Below are 16,638 nucleotides of genomic sequence, written 5' to 3'. Positions count from 1 at the left end.
AATGAATCTTCATTTTCTCTATTATAATTATAGAAATCCCTATTAAGGGATTTCTATAATATATTTATATTTCCATTTTACACTATGTATTATTCTTCAATTATTTCAGGTTCCTCAATAGCTTCACCATGCATATCAACTGTCATACTCTTTATAACTTGATCTTCATATGGTCTATCATATACATCAGTTTTTTGAGCTACTATATTATCAGCAACTTCTAATCCTTCTATAACTTTACCAAATGAAGCATATTGTCCATCTAAATGTGGAGCATCTGCTACCATAATAAAGAATTGGCTTCCTGCTGAATCTGGATGCATAGCTCTTGCCATTGATAACACACCTTTTGTATGTTTTAAATCATTTTTAAATCCATTAGATGTAAATTCTCCCTTTATTGAATATCCTGGGCCACCCATTCCTGTTCCTTCTGGACATCCTCCTTGAATCATAAATCCTGGAATAACTCTATGGAATATTAATCCATCATAAAATCCTCTGTTAATTAAGTCAACAAAATTCTTTACTGTATTTGGTGCTATTTCAGGATATAATTCAGCCTTAATAACCTTGCCATTTTCCATTGTTATTGTTACAATTGGGTTTTTCATTGAAAATTCTCCTCTCAAAGTACAATCTTAAATAATATTATTTACTCAAAATAATCTTTCAATTCATTTTATAAACTGAAGCTTTATTTGGTATTTATTAAATTATAACAAAAATCTATAACTTTACTATCATTATTAGAATTATAAATTTCTATTTTTCCTTTTTCTTTACTGTCATTTAGCTCTCCTTTATCTTTTAACTTACGCTTTAACTCTAAAGATGTACCATGGCCTCCATCTATGATCGCTACATCATCTCCTAAGACCTTAGATATTGTTCTTTTAACAAATGGATAATGAGTACATCCTAACACAACTGATGCTATTTTAGGATTTAAATAAGGATTTAATTTTTCTTTTAAATAACTTTCCAAGTCATCGCCTTCTAATATACCTTGCTCTATATATTCTACAAGACCAGCACATGGTAATGGTACTAAGTTACCTTTATCATCCAATTTATTCATAAGTTCTTTAAATTTATTTTCTCTAAGAGTCATTGGAGTTGCCATAACAATAATATTTCCTTCTTTATTCAAACTTATTGCTGGTTTTATAGCCGGTTCTATTCCTATTATTGGTATATCTGTGTATTTATTTCTAAGATCTTCTATTGCCGCGCTTGTTGCCGTGTTGCAAGCAATAACTATAGCTTTAACATTTTTCATTAATAAAAATTCAACTGCATCGAAAGTAAGTTTTCTAACTTCTTCTAAAGATTTTGTTCCATAAGGAGCATTTTTTGAATCACCAAAATATATATAATTCTCATTAGGCATTATAGCGATAGATTCTCTCATGACACTTAGTCCACCTACTCCTGAATCAAAAAAACCTATAGGATTATTTTTTATATCCAAAGCACTGTCACTCCACTTCTAAAATTATCTATAAATATTTTATTACTTTATCATTAATAAATCCATAATCAAATAAACATTTAACTCATAAACTTTCCTTACATTGAAATATAATGGAGATATTAATAAATAAGATTCATATTCTATATATTAATTATTGACAGTATTATCAGCTTATAATAAAATTTTCTTAGATGAAAATAACGAATATTAAAAAGATTTTTCTTTTTTTTATTCGATATTATAGAAAGGATGTGAATGTTTTATTACAACAACGGAGTTGTAATAAACACCGTATGAATAATTTAATTTATACAATTGAAAAGAAAAATCATAATTCTAAAGACTTAAGAGAGATCTTAAATAACCATCCAGAAATAAAATTTGCTTCTTTTGTTGGAATAGACTTATCTGGAAATGATACTGATGAAAAAATACCTATGAATCTTTTTTTAGAAGACTTAGATGACTTTTTACAAGGTGTAGCAATACAAACTGATGGCTCATCAGTTGTTTTACCTGGAATTGCAACTCTAGATAATGCTAAAGTAAATATGGTAATTGATTTAGATTGTAAATGGTTGGTTGACTATAATTACAACTATATAGATTCTGAAACAGACAAGCCTATTGGAACATTAAGAATCCCTTGCTTCTTATATCATGATAATAAAGCTGTAGATTCAAGGCACATCTTATCTTCAGCTGTTACTACATTTAAAGAAAACTTAATGACCATCTTTAATACTAATCCTGAAACATTAAAACCTTTTGATATTACAGTTAACGATATAGATGAAGTTGTTGTTACATCAGCAACTGAATTAGAATTTTGGGTTAAGACTCCAAATAATGTTGCAGAGGTTGAAGAATTATCTACTTCACAAGTTTTACACGAACAATATTGGACAAGGACAAAAGGTTCTGTTAGAACTGCTTTAGAAGAAACTTTAATCTTAATGGATAAGTATGGCTTCGAACCTGAAATGGGACATAAAGAAGTTGGTGGAGTTAGAGCTAAATTAAACTCTTCTGGAGACTATGATCATGTTATGGAACAATTAGAAGTCGACTGGAAGTTCTCTGATGCAGTCCAAGCTGCTGATAACGAACTTTTTATAAGAATACTTATTCAAGAAACATTCAGAAGAAATGGACTAGACGTTACATTCATGGCTAAACCAATAGAAAATGTAGCTGGTTCTGGAATGCATACTCATTTAGGTGTTAGTCTTAAATTAAACAATGGTAAAAGAATCAATATATTTAATGGTACTAAAGATCATTTTCTAAGTGTTATAGGTTATGGAGCAATAATGGGACTTCTTAGAAATTATGAAATTGTAAATCCATTTGTTTCATCAACTAATAACTCATTAAAAAGATTAAAGCCTGGATTTGAAGCCCCTGTTTGTACAGTAACATCACTTGGTTTATCTCCAGATAATCCATCAAGAAATAGAACAGTTCTTGCAGGATTAATTCGAGATATCAATTCTCCAATGGCTACAAGGTTTGAGCTTAGATCCCCAAATCCTCATTCAAATACATATCTTGTAATGGCCGCTTCTTACATGGCTATGCTTGATGGTATTATATATGCTGTTGAAAATAATAAAGATGCAGATGCTCTACTAGCTGAATTATCAAAAGAGCCTGGTGAATCTGCAGATTATTTAGAAAAATCTAGAGCATATAGAACTGAAAAGAATATTTTTGATGACTATAGCGAATCTGAAAGAAACAAATTCTTTGGAAAAGCACCTGCTACTATTTACGAAAATATATCTCAATTAGAAAACAATCCTTCAAAACTTCATATTCTAAAGAGAAATGATGTATTTACTGACTCTATCCTAAATAGCTTTAGATTAGCTGTTATTGAAAGATGGACTACTGAAATAACAAAAAGAGTAATTTCTAACTATAAAGATGAAATTCGTAGTTATAAATGTCTTCATTCTTTAGATAAAGCTTTAGATTTAGATGTTTCTAATTGGATGAAGATAAATGATTTAAGATTAGAAATTATGAAAGATACTTATACTAGTAAAAGTTTATTTACTAAAATTAAAGAAGCATTTTCAAATAAAAACTATCCTGAAGCATCAAGATTATATCTTGAATTAGAAGATAAAATGTCAAGATTAAGACAGTATTATTCTGATTATAAGCAAAATCTTTTAGATATTTAATAAAAAAACTGCTAATAACTATTTTTTATAAAATAATTATTAGTAGTTTTTCTCATTTTATAATATTTTTATGATATAATTTAGTTATTAACCAATGAAAGGTAGATGTTGATGCGATTAATTCCTATTGAGTGTGTTAGAGAAAATTCAATATTGGGTAAAAGTATATACGCTTATGATGGAAGAGTTTTGCTAAAGTCAGGGTGCGTGTTAACTAAATCATTAATAGATAAAGTTAAATATTTACATATATATTCGTTATATATAATTGATGAATATAGTTCTGAAGAGATTGAAGATATAATAAAGCCAGAACTAAGGCAAAAAGCTATTAGAATTGTTAAGGAAACATTTGCCGACATTGAAAGAATTGCTAACATACATAAATTTGAGAAAAGAAAATTTAATGATTATACCAAAAAAGAACAAGATTATTTTCATTCAATTGATAATTTAGCAGAAGAACTTATTTCAGAAATATTAAATAATAAAAATGTCTTGCTTTCTCTTGTAGATATAAAAAGTATGGACAACTATACATATGCGCATAGTGTTAATGTAGCGGTAATTTCTCTTGTACTTGGAATCAGTTTAAATTTACCTAAGAGACATCTAAAATATCTTTGTATAGGTGCCCTTATTCATGATATAGGTAAATCATTTATTCCTAAAGAGATATTACAAAAACCATCACGTTTAACAGAAGATGAATTTAAAATAATAGAAAATCATCCTAAAGAAGGCTATGATTTTATAAAAAAAACATACAACTTTAGTTCACATATAAATTCAATAGTCCTTCAACATCATGAAAGATTTGATGGATTAGGTTATCCTAATAAATTACTTGGTGAAGAAATAAATCATTTAGCTAGAATAGTATCAGTGGCAGATGTTTATGATGCTCTTACATCTGATAGACCTTATAAACGTGCCTTATGCCCAAGTGATGCAGTTGAATATCTAATGTCAAATGCTGGATCTGCATTTGATTTTAATATAGTGAATATTTTTTCAAAAGTAATAATACCGTTTCCAGCAGGAACTATTGTTTCACTTAGCAACGGTGACATAGGAATAGTTAAAGAAACATTGCCTAACTTTCCACTAAGACCTATTATCGAAATAATCAAAAGTGATAACTCTAAAAAGATTGGTTCAATAATTAATCTTATAGAAAAACTTTCAGTTGTTATATCTAATATTCAATATGAAGTATAAAAAGCAACTCTTATAAGAATTGCTTTTTATATTTTTATATACTAAATTTTTAACTTACCTTTGATCTTCTATATTCAAATGGATTTAAACTAGCTAACTTCTCAGCTTCTTGATATGTCCTAGCCCTAAAAACTATTGTCCATCCATTTTTATCATATTTTCCAGCACACATTATGTATTTTTCTTTTTGATCTATATCTTTAATCGGCCTGTCCACTATTAAACTTCTTATACTGTCGATATTTTTACAATTTAATTTTACAAAAAAATTACCTTCATTGTTCATGGTACACATCCCCTTTTTAGCAAACATACGTTCACAATTTATATTTTTATTATATCGAACATATATTCGTATGTCAATATTTCTATTTTATCTTTCTTATTTAAATAATAAAAAATGCGACTAAAAAATAGTTAAAATAATTTTTAGCCGCATTTTTCTACCTTTTTTTATTAGGTTCTATTATATTAGCAATTAAGCCTCTGCTACTATCATATCCAACTAAATAATGACTATTCTTATTTTCAGCCCCATTATTTTTAAACTGATTTGGCTTTAGGTTATTAGTAATTAAAACAAAATCTCCATCAGGCTCAGGAATAAATATATTTTGAATTTGGGTCAATGTTACAGTTAATTCTAATAATGAGTCATTAAAATATCTATATTCTGATTGTGCTATATAATCACTAATAAGTTTTATACATTCAAAGTCGCACTTAATTGCTTTTGATTCTTCATAAAAAATATTTTTATTACTGACAGGATTATAAATTGGAATTTGATCAAAATTAATTAATATTTCTGAATTAATAGGAATCTTTACTTCTAAATTTCTACCTATATTCTTATTAGAATTATTATTGAAGTATTTAATATATTTATGTATATATCCATTTATTACAAGCCTATTATCTTTATTAAACTTTGGTTTCTTTATAGAAATTTTATTTGATATTATTTCAATTCTTGAACTCTTAGAATTTAAATTTATTCTTTTATTTATTGGAATTGATATTTTTAGTGTTGAAAGTACTACAGGTGCCTTTATAACAATAGATCCCGGCTTTCCCATAGGAATGTAGTACTCACACTTTAATTCATTTAAATTATTCATCTCAGACATTTTAAGCTCCTAATTAAGTTACTATAATATAATATATTCATTACAATTTATCAAAATAACAAAATATAATATTATTTTGATAAAATAATAGGAGTATTACAAATTGTAATACTCCAAACTAAAAAACTTACTAACAAAGATTTTCTACTGCAAGAGCAGAGATTGTTCCTCCAATTGTTGTTCCAGCCTGCAATAAAGTTGCTGATGTAACTTCCACTCCATAAGTTATACATCCGCTGCATGAAGAACAATCACAGAATGAAAATGTGAATGAGTTACTTGATAAAGCTTCAATTGGATCTGAGAAAGTAAAACTTCCGCCTACTGATTGAAAACAGCCATCTAAACATCTAACAATTCTAAATGTTAAACTAGACAATAAAGCTGCTGGTGTATTGATCAATAAATTTGCAGTTACTAATACTGAAGGCTTGCATAAATTACTAGTATCTATACTTACACTACCAACTGGTATTGGTAATGATGGTATTAGCCCCTGTGTTCCGAGTATTGGAAGTGGTCCGGCATTTGCACAGCCACATCTTAATATAGACTTTCCACCTTCTGTAGAACAGCTTGTACTAGTAATAGTAGAACTAGAACAACCACAAGAACTTCTACGCCCTCTTCTTCCTTCTCTTCTAAAATCATCGCATCTTTCATCTTCTGATATTATATTCATAATATACCTCCAAAATATTAAACTTTTGTATCTTAATTTTTATCTTCGCAGATTATAGTATATATTATGATATTTATATCAAAATGTGTTATATACATGGATAAATATTTCGAAATAGTCAGGACTACCCGTAAAATTTGAACTTTACCCTAAAAAGTAGACAATAAAATTAAAACTACCGTTAATCTTATCGATTAACGGTAGCTCTTCTATATTATACTTCTGCTATATTAAATACTTCTAAATCTTTATTTTCATCTAACTTTTCAAGTTCTACATCTGCTATAGCTCTTAACGTATCTAATGCTGTTATAACTCCTAAGTTTCTTTCAACTGCTGCTCTTCTTATTAAGAACCCATCAGTTTTAGAATCATTTCCTTTAGTTGGAGTATTAACCACTAAATCCACTTCTCTATTCTTGACTACATTAAGTATATTAGGCTCTTGTTCATTAATTCTTCTAACTTCTTCAACTTCTATACCAGCATCTTTTAATAATTTACAAGTTCCTGTAGTAGCCATAAATGTATATCCAACTTTAGCAAGATCTTTAGCTATCTCTAAAAATTCCTGTTTGTTATGCTTATTAATTGTAGCAAGTATCTTTCCTTTTTCCTTTGATGGATACATATTAGCCCCTACAAACCCTTTATAAAGTGCTTCCTTAACATTTCTACCTACACCTAAAACTTCTCCTGTTGATCTCATTTCAGGTCCTAAGCAAACTTCAACGTTAGGTAATTTTTGAGTTGAGAATACTGGAACTTTAACTGAAACTAATTCCGGTTCCTTATATATATCTACTCCATACCCTAAATCAACAAGTTTTGCTCCAAGCATTACATTAGTAGCTAAATCTACTATTGGAACACCACTTACCTTACTAATGTATGGTACTGTTCTTGATGCTCTTGGATTAACTTCAATTACATAAAGATTTCCTTCAAATTCTATGAATTGAATGTTTATCATGCCTTTTATGCCTATTGCTAAAGCCAACTTCTTAGTATAATCTAAAATTCTGCCCTTCATGTCATCAGATATATTTTGACTTGGATACATAGTAACACTATCTCCAGAGTGCACCCCTGCTCTTTCTAAGTGTTCCATAATTCCTGGTATTAATACATTTTCTCCATCTGATATTGCATCTACTTCAATTTCTCTACCCATTAGATACTTATCTATAAGTATTGGATTCTTCTTATCTTTAGCAAATGCATTCACTAAATAAAATGTTAATTCTTCTTCATCATGAGTTATTTCCATACCTTGACCACCAATTACATATGAAGGTCTAACAAGTACTGGGAAGCCTAATCTACTAGCTTCTTCTAATCCTTCTTCAAGTGACCAGATCCCTTTACCCTTAGGTCTAGATATTCCTAATCTTTCTAGTAATTCATCAAACTTTTCTCTATCTTCAGCCATATCTATTTGATCTGCTGTAGTTCCTAAAGTTACAATATTTTTTTCTTTTAAGAAGTTTGCTAATTTAATAGCTGTTTGACCACCAAATTGAAGTATTACTCCATCTGGATTTTCTTTTTCTATTATATTTAAAACATCTTCTTCTGTTAATGGTTCAAAGTATAATTTATCAGAAACATCAAAGTCTGTACTTACTGTTTCTGGGTTATTATTAACTATTATAGTTTCAATTCCAAGTTTCTTTAATGACTTTACACAGTGAACTGAAGCATAGTCAAACTCAATACCTTGACCTATTCTTATAGGACCAGATCCTATAACTATAACTTTCTTTTTATCTGATATTTCAACCTCATCATATTGTTCATAAGTTGAATAGTAATATGGTGATAAGGCTTCAAATTCTCCACCACATGTATCAACCATTTTGTATGATGGCTTAATATTCCATATATCTCTTAATCTATAGATATCATCTGGGCTTACTTTTAGCATGTCAGCTATAGCCTTATCTGAGAATCCTTTTTTCTTTAAGCTGTGTAACCATTCTTTATCTAAATCTTCAATCTTACTTAATTTTAATCTTTGTTCTTCTTCAACTATCCATTTAATTTTTTCTAAGAAGAATAAATCTATACCTGTTAATTTATTAATCTTATCAATCATATAATCACGTCTAAGCATTTCTGCTAAAGCAAAGATTCTTTCATCATCTGGCTTCATTACTAATGCTTTAAGTTCAGACATGCTATGTTCTTTAAACTTAGGATGGTCTAAAGAGTATTTTCCGATTTCTAAGCTTCTTATTCCCTTTAGGAACGCTTGCTCGAAATTAGCTCCTATAGACATTATTTCACCAGTTGCCATCATCTTAGTTCCAAGTTGTCTATCTGCACCAAAGAACTTATCAAATGGCCATTTTGGAATTTTTACTACAACATAATCTAATGTTGGTTCAAAACATGCATATGTCTTTTTAGTTACCGCATTCATTATTTCATCTAATCCATAACCTAATGCTATCTTAGCAGCAAGCTTAGCTATAGGGTAACCAGTTGCTTTAGATGCTAAAGCTGAACTTCTTGAAACTCTAGGATTTATTTCTATAACTGCATATTCAAATGTAGTTGGATTTAATGAGAATTGTACATTACATCCACCTTCAATTCCTACTGCATTTATTATGTTTATTGATGCTGTTCTAAGCATTTGATATTCTTTATCTGATAAAGTTTGCGATGGAGCAACAACTATACTATCTCCTGTATGTATACCAACTGGATCTATGTTTTCCATGTTACATACTGTAATACAGTTTCCATAAGAGTCTCTCATAACTTCGTACTCTATTTCTTTCCATCCCTTAACACTCTTTTCAAGTAATACTTGACCTATAGTACTAAGTTGAAGACCTGAATCTAATATAGTTCTTAATTCTTCTTCATTCTCAGCTATACCACCACCTGAACCTCCAAGTGTATATGCTGGTCTAACTATTACTGGATACCCTATTTCATTTGCAAAATTTAATCCTGCTTGAAGATCTGTTACAATCTCACTCTTTATAACAGGTTCTCCAATTCTATTCATCATATCTCTGAATAGTTCTCTATCTTCTCCTTCTTTGATAGATTCAATAGATGTTCCGATTACTTTTACATTATATTTATCTAAAATTCCAGCATCATATAAGTCTACTGCAAGGTTAAGCCCTGTTTGACCACCCATTCCTGCAAGTAAGCTATCTGGTCTTTCTTTTGCTATAACTTTTTCAACAAATTCTAAAGTTAATGGTTCTAAGTATATTTTATCTGCAACTTCTTTATCAGTCATTATTGTTGCAGGATTTGAATTTACAAGTACAACTTCTATTCCTTCTGATTTCAAAGCTTCACAAGCTTGAGTTCCTGAGTAATCAAACTCTGCCGCCTGACCTATAACTATTGGACCTGATCCTATAACTAAAACCTTTTTTATATCTTTATTTAATGGCATTTTCGTAACCTCCTATAGTGCATATTCTAAGAATCTATCAAATATATATTCACTGTCTTGTGGACCTGCTGATGCTTCTGGATGAAATTGTACTGAATATATTGGTAATTGCTTATGTTTCATTCCTTCTACAGTTCCATCATTAATATTTACATGAGTAACTTCCATATTCTCTGGTAATGTTTGTACAACATATCCATGATTTTGAGAAGTTATATGAACGATATTTCTTTCTAAATCTTTAACTGGATGGTTACAGCCTCTATGACCAAACTTTAATTTAGTTGTTTTTCCACCTAATGTTAAAGCTAATAATTGGTGTCCTAAACATATTCCTACTATTGGTTTCTTGCCAACAATCTTTTTAACATTTTCTACAACAAAATCTAAGTCTTCTGGATCTCCAGGGCCATTTGATAAGAATACTAAATCTGGATTAACGTTTAAAACCTCTTCAGCTGTTGCTGTTGCAGGGAATACAGTTATTTTGCACCCTCTCTTTTTAAAGTTTCTTATTATATTAGTCTTTATGCCAAAATCCATTATAGCTACATGCTTTCCAGTACCTTCAATTACATATGAATCTTTTGCAGTTACAGATTTAACAGCATTTTTGTTTGAAAAACTTTCAAGTCTTTCTTTTACATATTCATCATCTACATTTTCTAGTGTAATGATTCCTTTCATTGTACCGCTATTTCTTAGCACCTTTGTTAATGCTCTTGTATCTATTCCTTCAAGCCCAATGACTTTTTCTTGTTTTAAATAATTATCTAAATCTAATTCACATCTAAAATTACTTGGTAAGTTACACTTTTCTCTTACAATAAATCCACTTACCTTTACTGAATCAGATTCCATATCTTCAAGATTAATTCCATAGTTACCTATTAGTGGATAAGTCATAGTTACTATTTGACCATAGTATGATGGATCTGTTAATACTTCTTGATATCCTGTCATACCTGTGGTAAATACTACTTCACCAACACTTTCTTTAAGGTAGCCAAAAGCTTTACCTTCAAAAATCATTCCATTTTCTAATATAAGCTTTGCCTTCATGCTTAAGCCTCCTACAATATATATTTTTAGCTAAAACTACACCTTAAATTTGAATAAAATAAAAGGATAACAAAAAGAATACAATAATAAACTGTTTCTTTTTACTATCCTGTGTGACCTTACTATATTATTCGCCTTCAAAAAATAAGCTATGAAATTACCTTTATTATGCATATATGCATAAAAATCATAGTTTTAATCCCTTTCTGGCCTCACAGGACCAAGTTAAAGTGCATCTTAACTTTCTCTTTCTAATAATTCTAGTTCATAGATAATAGTATGTCAAGACATATTAAGGATAGTTTTAATATTTTTATACGAATAAAATATATCAACTTTAATTTTTAAAAACAGAATCTTTATTCATTAACCATTATAGCATATTTATTCATAAATAAGTATAAATATTCATATAGCTTATATTTTTATTTCTACTTAACATACTTTTTTATCTATAATTTATCTATTCAAGCTATTCTTCATATACATTTCTACCGCTATCATCCAACTTCTTAGCTATATTTATTATCATATTAAATTCATTTATTAGATCTTTAGATATTTGCTCTTTAGTATTATATTTATTAATAACATCATAATCACCTGATTTTATTTGGGAGATTATCTCCTCACCCAATTTATGCAAATTCATATGTTTATCTTGTATTCTATTCCATACCTCCACTACATCTTTATTCGTATGAGTCATATTATCATAAAGATGACCCAATCCATATTTATGATAATCATTGAATTTATTTTTATTTATGATATAATTAAAATATAAAAATATTCAGAATATTTAGGCAGTTACAGTTATCCTCTTCTGAACTGACCTTATCTGAATCAATGTAAAAGAAAAGATGCTTATGATTCATCATAAGCATCTTTCTTATTTTCTAATATTATCTTATTTGACCATTTCCATAAATAACATACTTTATAGTAGTAAGCTCTTTAAGCCCCATTGGTCCTCTAGCATGTAGCTTTTGAGTGCTTATTCCTATTTCTGCACCGAAACCAAATTCAGAACCATCAGTAAATCTAGTAGATGCATTTACATAAACAGCTGCTGCATCAACCTTTTGCAAGAATTTCTGAGAGTTTTTATAGCTCTCAGTAATAATTGCTTCTGAATGGCCTGTGCCATACTTATTTATATGGTTTATAGCTTCATCTACATCCTTTACTATTTTAACTGCCATAACATAATCTAAATATTCCTTGCCCCAATCCTCATCATTAGCTCTTTCTATATCATCAATAATAGCCTGTGCCTTTTCATCTCCTCTAAGAACAACTCCAGCCTCTCTAAGCTCTTTTACTGCTATTGGAAGAAATTCTTCAGCTATATTTTCATTAATTAATAATTTTTCAGCCGCATTACATACTGAAGGTCTTGATGCTTTTGCATTAACAGCAATATTTTTAGCCATATCAAAATCTGCACTCTCATCAACATATATATGGCAATTTCCTGTTCCAGTTTCTATAACAGGAACTGTAGCATTTTTGACTATCGATTGAATCAATCCTGCTCCACCTCTTGGAATAAGAACATCAATATATTCATTTAATTTCATCATATCTGTAGCAACTTGTCTACTCGTATCTTCTATAAGCTGAACACATTCTTTTGGAAGCCCTGCTTTTTCTAATCCTTTAATTAAAACTCTAACTATTTCTTTATTCGAATTTATAGCATCACTTCCACCTCTTAATATAACTGTATTTCCTGACTTTAAACAAAGTCCAGCTGCATCACAAGTTACATTTGGTCTTGCTTCATATATTATTCCTATAACGCCAAGCGGAACTCTTTTTTGCCCTATTTGAAGACCATTTGGTCTTTGCCACATAGAAATAACTTCTCCAATTGGATCTTGAAGACCTATAAGCTCTTTAAGTCCATCAGCCATGCCATTAATTCTATCTTCATTTAATGATAATCTATCTAGCATAGCTTCTGACATGCCGTTTGCTTTAGCATTTTCAACATCAATTTCATTAGCCTTTAATATTGATACTTTTTCATTAATAAGTTCCTCCGCCATAAATAATAATGCATCATTTTTAGCATTTGTTGATGCATTACTTAGTTCATAAGATGCTTCTTTAGCTTTTTGCCCCTTAATTATTAATTCACTCACTTTATCTCCTCCTATCCTATATCATATTTATAAATACTAGTTAATTTTCTTCTTTGACACAAATAGAGTTCCTATTTCATCACCTTTTACTATACTATTTAATATCTCTGGATCTTCACCATTAGCAAGAACCATATGAACTCCTGCATTATTTGCACGCTTAGCTGCTTGTAATTTTGTTATCATTCCACCAGTACCAAAATTGCTGCCTGCACCGCCTGCACAATCTTCTAGTTCTTTAGTTACTTCTAATACTTCTTTTAATAATTTCGAATCTTTATTTTTTCTTGGATCTTTATCATAAAAACCATCTATATCAGAAAGTATAATTAATAAATCAGCATTAACCAATTCTGCAACTATAGCCGACAAATTATCATTATCCCCAAAATTGCATATGTTTTCAATTTCATCTATTGATACAGTATCATTTTCATTAACAATTGGTACTATACCTTTTTCTAAAAGTTTTTCAAATGTATTACAAACATTTTCTCTAATATGATCATTCTCTACAACATCTCTTGTTAATAAAACTTGACCAACAATATGACTATATTCACCAAAAAATTTACTATATATATGCATAAGTTCACATTGACCAACTGATGCAACAGCTTGCTTCTCAATTACTGTTTCTGGTTTTTTAGATAATTTTAATTTACTTGCACCAACGCCAACTGCACCAGATGTAACTAATGCCACTTCTTTTCCCGAATTCAACAAGTCTGAAAGAACTCTTGTTAGCTTTTCTATTCTTGTTAAATTTATTTTACCATTAGAATAAGTTAATGTTGATGTACCAACTTTTACAACTATTCTATTTGCTTTTTCTACATATTTTCTATAACTCATTTATAACACTCCTAAATATAATCGCGCTTACAATCTATATTTAATTATACGTGCTTTTTTTTATGTTTTCCATATGTATTTATAATGAATTATCGTTATAAATTAAAGGAATACTAATATTTACAATTATATTTAATTTTATTATATAAACATTAAATAATTCCTATTGATTTTTTGTCGTTTTGTATTAAAATGAATATTATTGCATATTTATAAATTTTTTATACATAAGTCAACAAATGAAAAGGAGAAGTTATGAAAAAGATTTGGACATACCAAAATAATATAAGATCATTACTAAAATTTTTGATTCCATCTCTGTTAGGTATTGTATTATTTATGACACCAATAAAAATTAATGGTGAGTTTACTATACCAATAGCTCGATTATCTAATTTAACAGTTGCTGCATTAGAAAACATTTTTCCTATACTTGCAGTTATCTTTATAAGTATCTCTGCAATTGGAGGAATAATTATAAAATTTATCTCTCCTGAAAAATTAAATAAGTTTAAGTATATTAATTCACTATTTAATGTATCAACATTATGGCTAATACTAAGAATAATAGGTATGATACTAATAATTATTACATATTTTGAAATTGGTCCTGAATTTATTTGGTCTGTAGATACTGGAGGCATGGTATTATTTAGTTTATTGCCAGTACTATTTTCTGTATTTTTATTTGCTGGAATGCTTCTGCCTCTACTATTAAATTATGGATTATTAGATTTTGTTGGTGCATTACTATCTAAAATAATGAGACCAATTTTTAAATTACCTGGGCGTTCATCTATAGACTGTATAACTTCATGGCTTGGTGATGGAACTATTGGAATATTGCTTACAGGTAAACAATATGAGGAAAAATTTTATACCAAAAAAGAAGCATGTATAATAGGTACTACATTTTCTGCTGTATCAATAACATTTTGTTTAGTAATAATTTCTCAAGTTGGACTTGGACATTTATTTGTTCCTTTTTACCTTACAGTTACTCTTGCTGGGATTATAGCCGCTATAATAGTACCTAGAATACCACCTTTATCCAAAAAACCTGATGTATATATAGATGGTTCAAGCAAAAAAGATAACGAAGTAATACCATCTGGCTATAATTCATTTACCTTTGGTTTAGAAAACGCCATGAAAAGAGCAGAAAAGAACAGTAATATATATGAATTCTTTATAGAAGGATTTAAAAATGTAATGGATATGTGGATTGGTGTTTTACCAACAGTAATGGCAATGGGAACAATAGCATTAATAATTGCTGAATATACAAACTTCTTTCAAATTTTAGGATTACCATTTATACCGTTATTAAAATTACTCCAAGTACCTGAAGCTGCTGCTGCTTCTCAAACATTAGTAGTAGGCTTTGCAGATATGTTTATTCCTTCAGTAATAGCTACTACTATTCCAAACGCAATGACAAGATTTATAATAGCATGTACTTCTGTAACTCAATTAATATTTATGTCTGAAGTGGGTGGATTATTATTGGGATCAAAAATACCAGTAAAATTCTTAGATCTAATAATAATATTTATTGAAAGAACATTGGTTACGCTTCCTATCATAGTACTATGCGCTAATATAATATTCTAGCCAAAGAAATTAAGGTATTAAAGAAAATACTCTAAATAAATATTTTCATTAATACCTTAATTTTTTATAATAAAACATTTTAAATTATATACTTAAATACACATATAAAGTGACACAATGTTCCAAGCATTATGAATATATGAAATATCTCATGATTTTCAAACTTGCCAATCTTTATTTTCTTAGATTTTAACGCATATATTACTCCACCTATTGTATACATTACTCCGCCTAATACTAATAGTATTAATGCTGGTAGCTCCAGAACTTGTGACATCGGATATATAGCAAATATAGCAAACCATCCAATTCCTATATACATAACACTACTTAACCATTTTGGGCAAGTCACCCAACATAGCTTAAATATAATTCCAATTGCTGCACATATTGTTACTGCTAAAAATAACTTCATTCCAATTTTTCCATGTAATGCAACTAAACAGAACGGAGCATAAGAACCAGCAATTAGTACAAATATCATTGAATGATCTAATCTCTTAAATCTTTTTATAATTTTTTCATTTGCCATTACAGAATGGTAAGTAGCTGAAGCACTATATAATAATATCATGCTTACTCCAAAAAATATTACCGACCCAAGTACTATTTTTGATCCTCCCATTATCCAAACCTTTGATATCATTGCAACTAAAGCAAAAAGTGATAATACAGCACCTATCATATGAGTTATTCCATTAATAGGCTCTCTTATATGTTTCTCCATTCTCACACCTCCATTTATTTTTACATAGTTTTGATAACTATGTGTTGAGTATATATATATTATTCCATATAACTGCTAACATTTCAATATGTTTTGTAACT

Annotated in this window: 14 protein-coding genes; 3 read left to right on the top strand and 11 right to left on the bottom strand. The window is 29.1% G+C overall.

What is annotated here, in order from left to right:
* Window positions 1–89: 89 nt before the first annotated feature.
* Window positions 90–614, bottom strand: coding sequence for a peptidylprolyl isomerase (locus CNEONATNEC86_RS00225; RefSeq protein WP_159135376.1), 525 nt, complete (start codon window positions 612–614; stop codon window positions 90–92).
* Window positions 615–697: 83 nt separating this feature from the next.
* Window positions 698–1,474: a glutamate racemase gene (murI, locus tag CNEONATNEC86_RS00220; RefSeq protein WP_159135375.1), complete on the bottom strand. Its 777-nt coding sequence runs from the start codon at window positions 1,472–1,474 to the stop codon at window positions 698–700.
* 296 nt (window positions 1,475–1,770) lie between these two features.
* Here murI and CNEONATNEC86_RS00215 point away from each other — a divergent pair, with 296 nt between their 5' ends.
* Entirely contained in the window at window positions 1,771–3,669 is a 1,899-nt protein-coding gene (locus tag CNEONATNEC86_RS00215) for a type I glutamate--ammonia ligase (RefSeq protein WP_058293194.1), read from the top strand.
* 111 nt (window positions 3,670–3,780) lie between these two features.
* A complete protein-coding gene (locus tag CNEONATNEC86_RS00210; RefSeq protein ID WP_125148094.1) occupies window positions 3,781–4,890 on the top strand; it encodes an HD-GYP domain-containing protein in 1,110 nt (369 codons plus the stop codon).
* A 49-nt stretch (window positions 4,891–4,939) separates the two neighbouring features.
* Here CNEONATNEC86_RS00210 and CNEONATNEC86_RS00205 read toward each other — a convergent pair whose 3' ends face one another.
* The 8 genes from CNEONATNEC86_RS00205 to proB form a co-directional block, all read right to left on the bottom strand.
* On the bottom strand, window positions 4,940–5,176 hold the full coding sequence (locus CNEONATNEC86_RS00205; RefSeq protein ID WP_058293196.1) for a hypothetical protein: 237 nt from the start codon (window positions 5,174–5,176) through the stop codon (window positions 4,940–4,942).
* Between the two features lie 157 nt (window positions 5,177–5,333).
* Window positions 5,334–6,020, bottom strand: a complete 687-nt coding sequence (locus tag CNEONATNEC86_RS00200; protein ID WP_159135374.1) for a hypothetical protein — start codon at window positions 6,018–6,020, stop codon at window positions 5,334–5,336.
* Window positions 6,021–6,150: 130 nt separating this feature from the next.
* Window positions 6,151–6,702 carry a DUF4489 domain-containing protein gene (locus CNEONATNEC86_RS00195; RefSeq protein ID WP_125147943.1) on the bottom strand — a complete coding sequence of 184 codons (552 nt, stop codon included), beginning with the start codon at window positions 6,700–6,702 and terminating at the stop codon, window positions 6,151–6,153.
* A 214-nt stretch (window positions 6,703–6,916) separates the two neighbouring features.
* Window positions 6,917–10,129 carry a carbamoyl-phosphate synthase large subunit gene (carB, locus tag CNEONATNEC86_RS00190; RefSeq protein WP_058293199.1) on the bottom strand — a complete coding sequence of 1,071 codons (3,213 nt, stop codon included), beginning with the start codon at window positions 10,127–10,129 and terminating at the stop codon, window positions 6,917–6,919.
* Between the two features lie 12 nt (window positions 10,130–10,141).
* A complete protein-coding gene (gene carA / locus CNEONATNEC86_RS00185) occupies window positions 10,142–11,191 on the bottom strand; it encodes a glutamine-hydrolyzing carbamoyl-phosphate synthase small subunit (protein ID WP_058293200.1) in 1,050 nt (349 codons plus the stop codon).
* Between the two features lie 472 nt (window positions 11,192–11,663).
* A complete protein-coding gene (locus CNEONATNEC86_RS00180) occupies window positions 11,664–11,843 on the bottom strand; it encodes a hypothetical protein (RefSeq protein ID WP_159135373.1) in 180 nt (59 codons plus the stop codon).
* 253 nt (window positions 11,844–12,096) lie between these two features.
* Window positions 12,097–13,341 (bottom strand): glutamate-5-semialdehyde dehydrogenase, encoded by a 1,245-nt coding sequence (locus tag CNEONATNEC86_RS00175; RefSeq protein WP_125147941.1) that lies wholly within the window; start codon window positions 13,339–13,341, stop codon window positions 12,097–12,099.
* Between the two features lie 36 nt (window positions 13,342–13,377).
* Window positions 13,378–14,196, bottom strand: a complete 819-nt coding sequence (proB, locus tag CNEONATNEC86_RS00170; protein ID WP_058293203.1) for a glutamate 5-kinase — start codon at window positions 14,194–14,196, stop codon at window positions 13,378–13,380.
* 255 nt (window positions 14,197–14,451) lie between these two features.
* Between proB and CNEONATNEC86_RS00165 the strand changes: the two genes are divergently transcribed.
* Window positions 14,452–15,810 carry a YjiH family protein gene (locus CNEONATNEC86_RS00165; protein WP_243145339.1) on the top strand — a complete coding sequence of 453 codons (1,359 nt, stop codon included), beginning with the start codon at window positions 14,452–14,454 and terminating at the stop codon, window positions 15,808–15,810.
* 79 nt (window positions 15,811–15,889) lie between these two features.
* Here the strand turns inward: CNEONATNEC86_RS00165 and trhA are convergent, their stop codons facing one another.
* A complete protein-coding gene (gene trhA, locus CNEONATNEC86_RS00160; RefSeq protein ID WP_058293205.1) occupies window positions 15,890–16,537 on the bottom strand; it encodes a PAQR family membrane homeostasis protein TrhA in 648 nt (215 codons plus the stop codon).
* Window positions 16,538–16,638 lie beyond the last annotated feature (101 nt).

Origin of the sequence: Clostridium neonatale (assembly GCF_900465025.1) — a bacterium.
Lineage (GTDB): Bacteria > Bacillota > Clostridia > Clostridiales > Clostridiaceae > Clostridium > Clostridium neonatale.
The sequence above is the reverse complement of the archived record's forward strand: the minus strand, read 5'-3'. Positions and strand labels throughout refer to the sequence as shown.

What these genes read in the sequence shown, in the direction of transcription:
- CNEONATNEC86_RS00215 (WP_058293194.1), top strand. Translation starts at nt 1,771, where the DNA reads ATGAATAATTTAATTTATACAATTGAAAAGAAAAATCATAATTCTAAA.
- CNEONATNEC86_RS00180 (WP_159135373.1), bottom strand. Translation starts at nt 11,843, where the DNA reads ATGAATTTGCATAAATTGGGTGAGGAGATAATCTCCCAAATAAAATCA.
- CNEONATNEC86_RS00195 (WP_125147943.1), bottom strand. Translation starts at nt 6,702, where the DNA reads ATGAATATAATATCAGAAGATGAAAGATGCGATGATTTTAGAAGAGAA.
- carB (WP_058293199.1), bottom strand. Translation starts at nt 10,129, where the DNA reads ATGCCATTAAATAAAGATATAAAAAAGGTTTTAGTTATAGGATCAGGT.
- CNEONATNEC86_RS00165 (WP_243145339.1), top strand. Translation starts at nt 14,452, where the DNA reads ATGAAAAAGATTTGGACATACCAAAATAATATAAGATCATTACTAAAA.
- CNEONATNEC86_RS00225 (WP_159135376.1), bottom strand. Translation starts at nt 614, where the DNA reads ATGAAAAACCCAATTGTAACAATAACAATGGAAAATGGCAAGGTTATT.
- CNEONATNEC86_RS00210 (WP_125148094.1), top strand. Translation starts at nt 3,781, where the DNA reads ATGCGATTAATTCCTATTGAGTGTGTTAGAGAAAATTCAATATTGGGT.
- CNEONATNEC86_RS00205 (WP_058293196.1), bottom strand. Translation starts at nt 5,176, where the DNA reads ATGAACAATGAAGGTAATTTTTTTGTAAAATTAAATTGTAAAAATATC.
- trhA (WP_058293205.1), bottom strand. Translation starts at nt 16,537, where the DNA reads ATGGAGAAACATATAAGAGAGCCTATTAATGGAATAACTCATATGATA.
- CNEONATNEC86_RS00200 (WP_159135374.1), bottom strand. Translation starts at nt 6,020, where the DNA reads ATGTCTGAGATGAATAATTTAAATGAATTAAAGTGTGAGTACTACATT.
- carA (WP_058293200.1), bottom strand. Translation starts at nt 11,191, where the DNA reads ATGAAGGCAAAGCTTATATTAGAAAATGGAATGATTTTTGAAGGTAAA.
- proB (WP_058293203.1), bottom strand. Translation starts at nt 14,196, where the DNA reads ATGAGTTATAGAAAATATGTAGAAAAAGCAAATAGAATAGTTGTAAAA.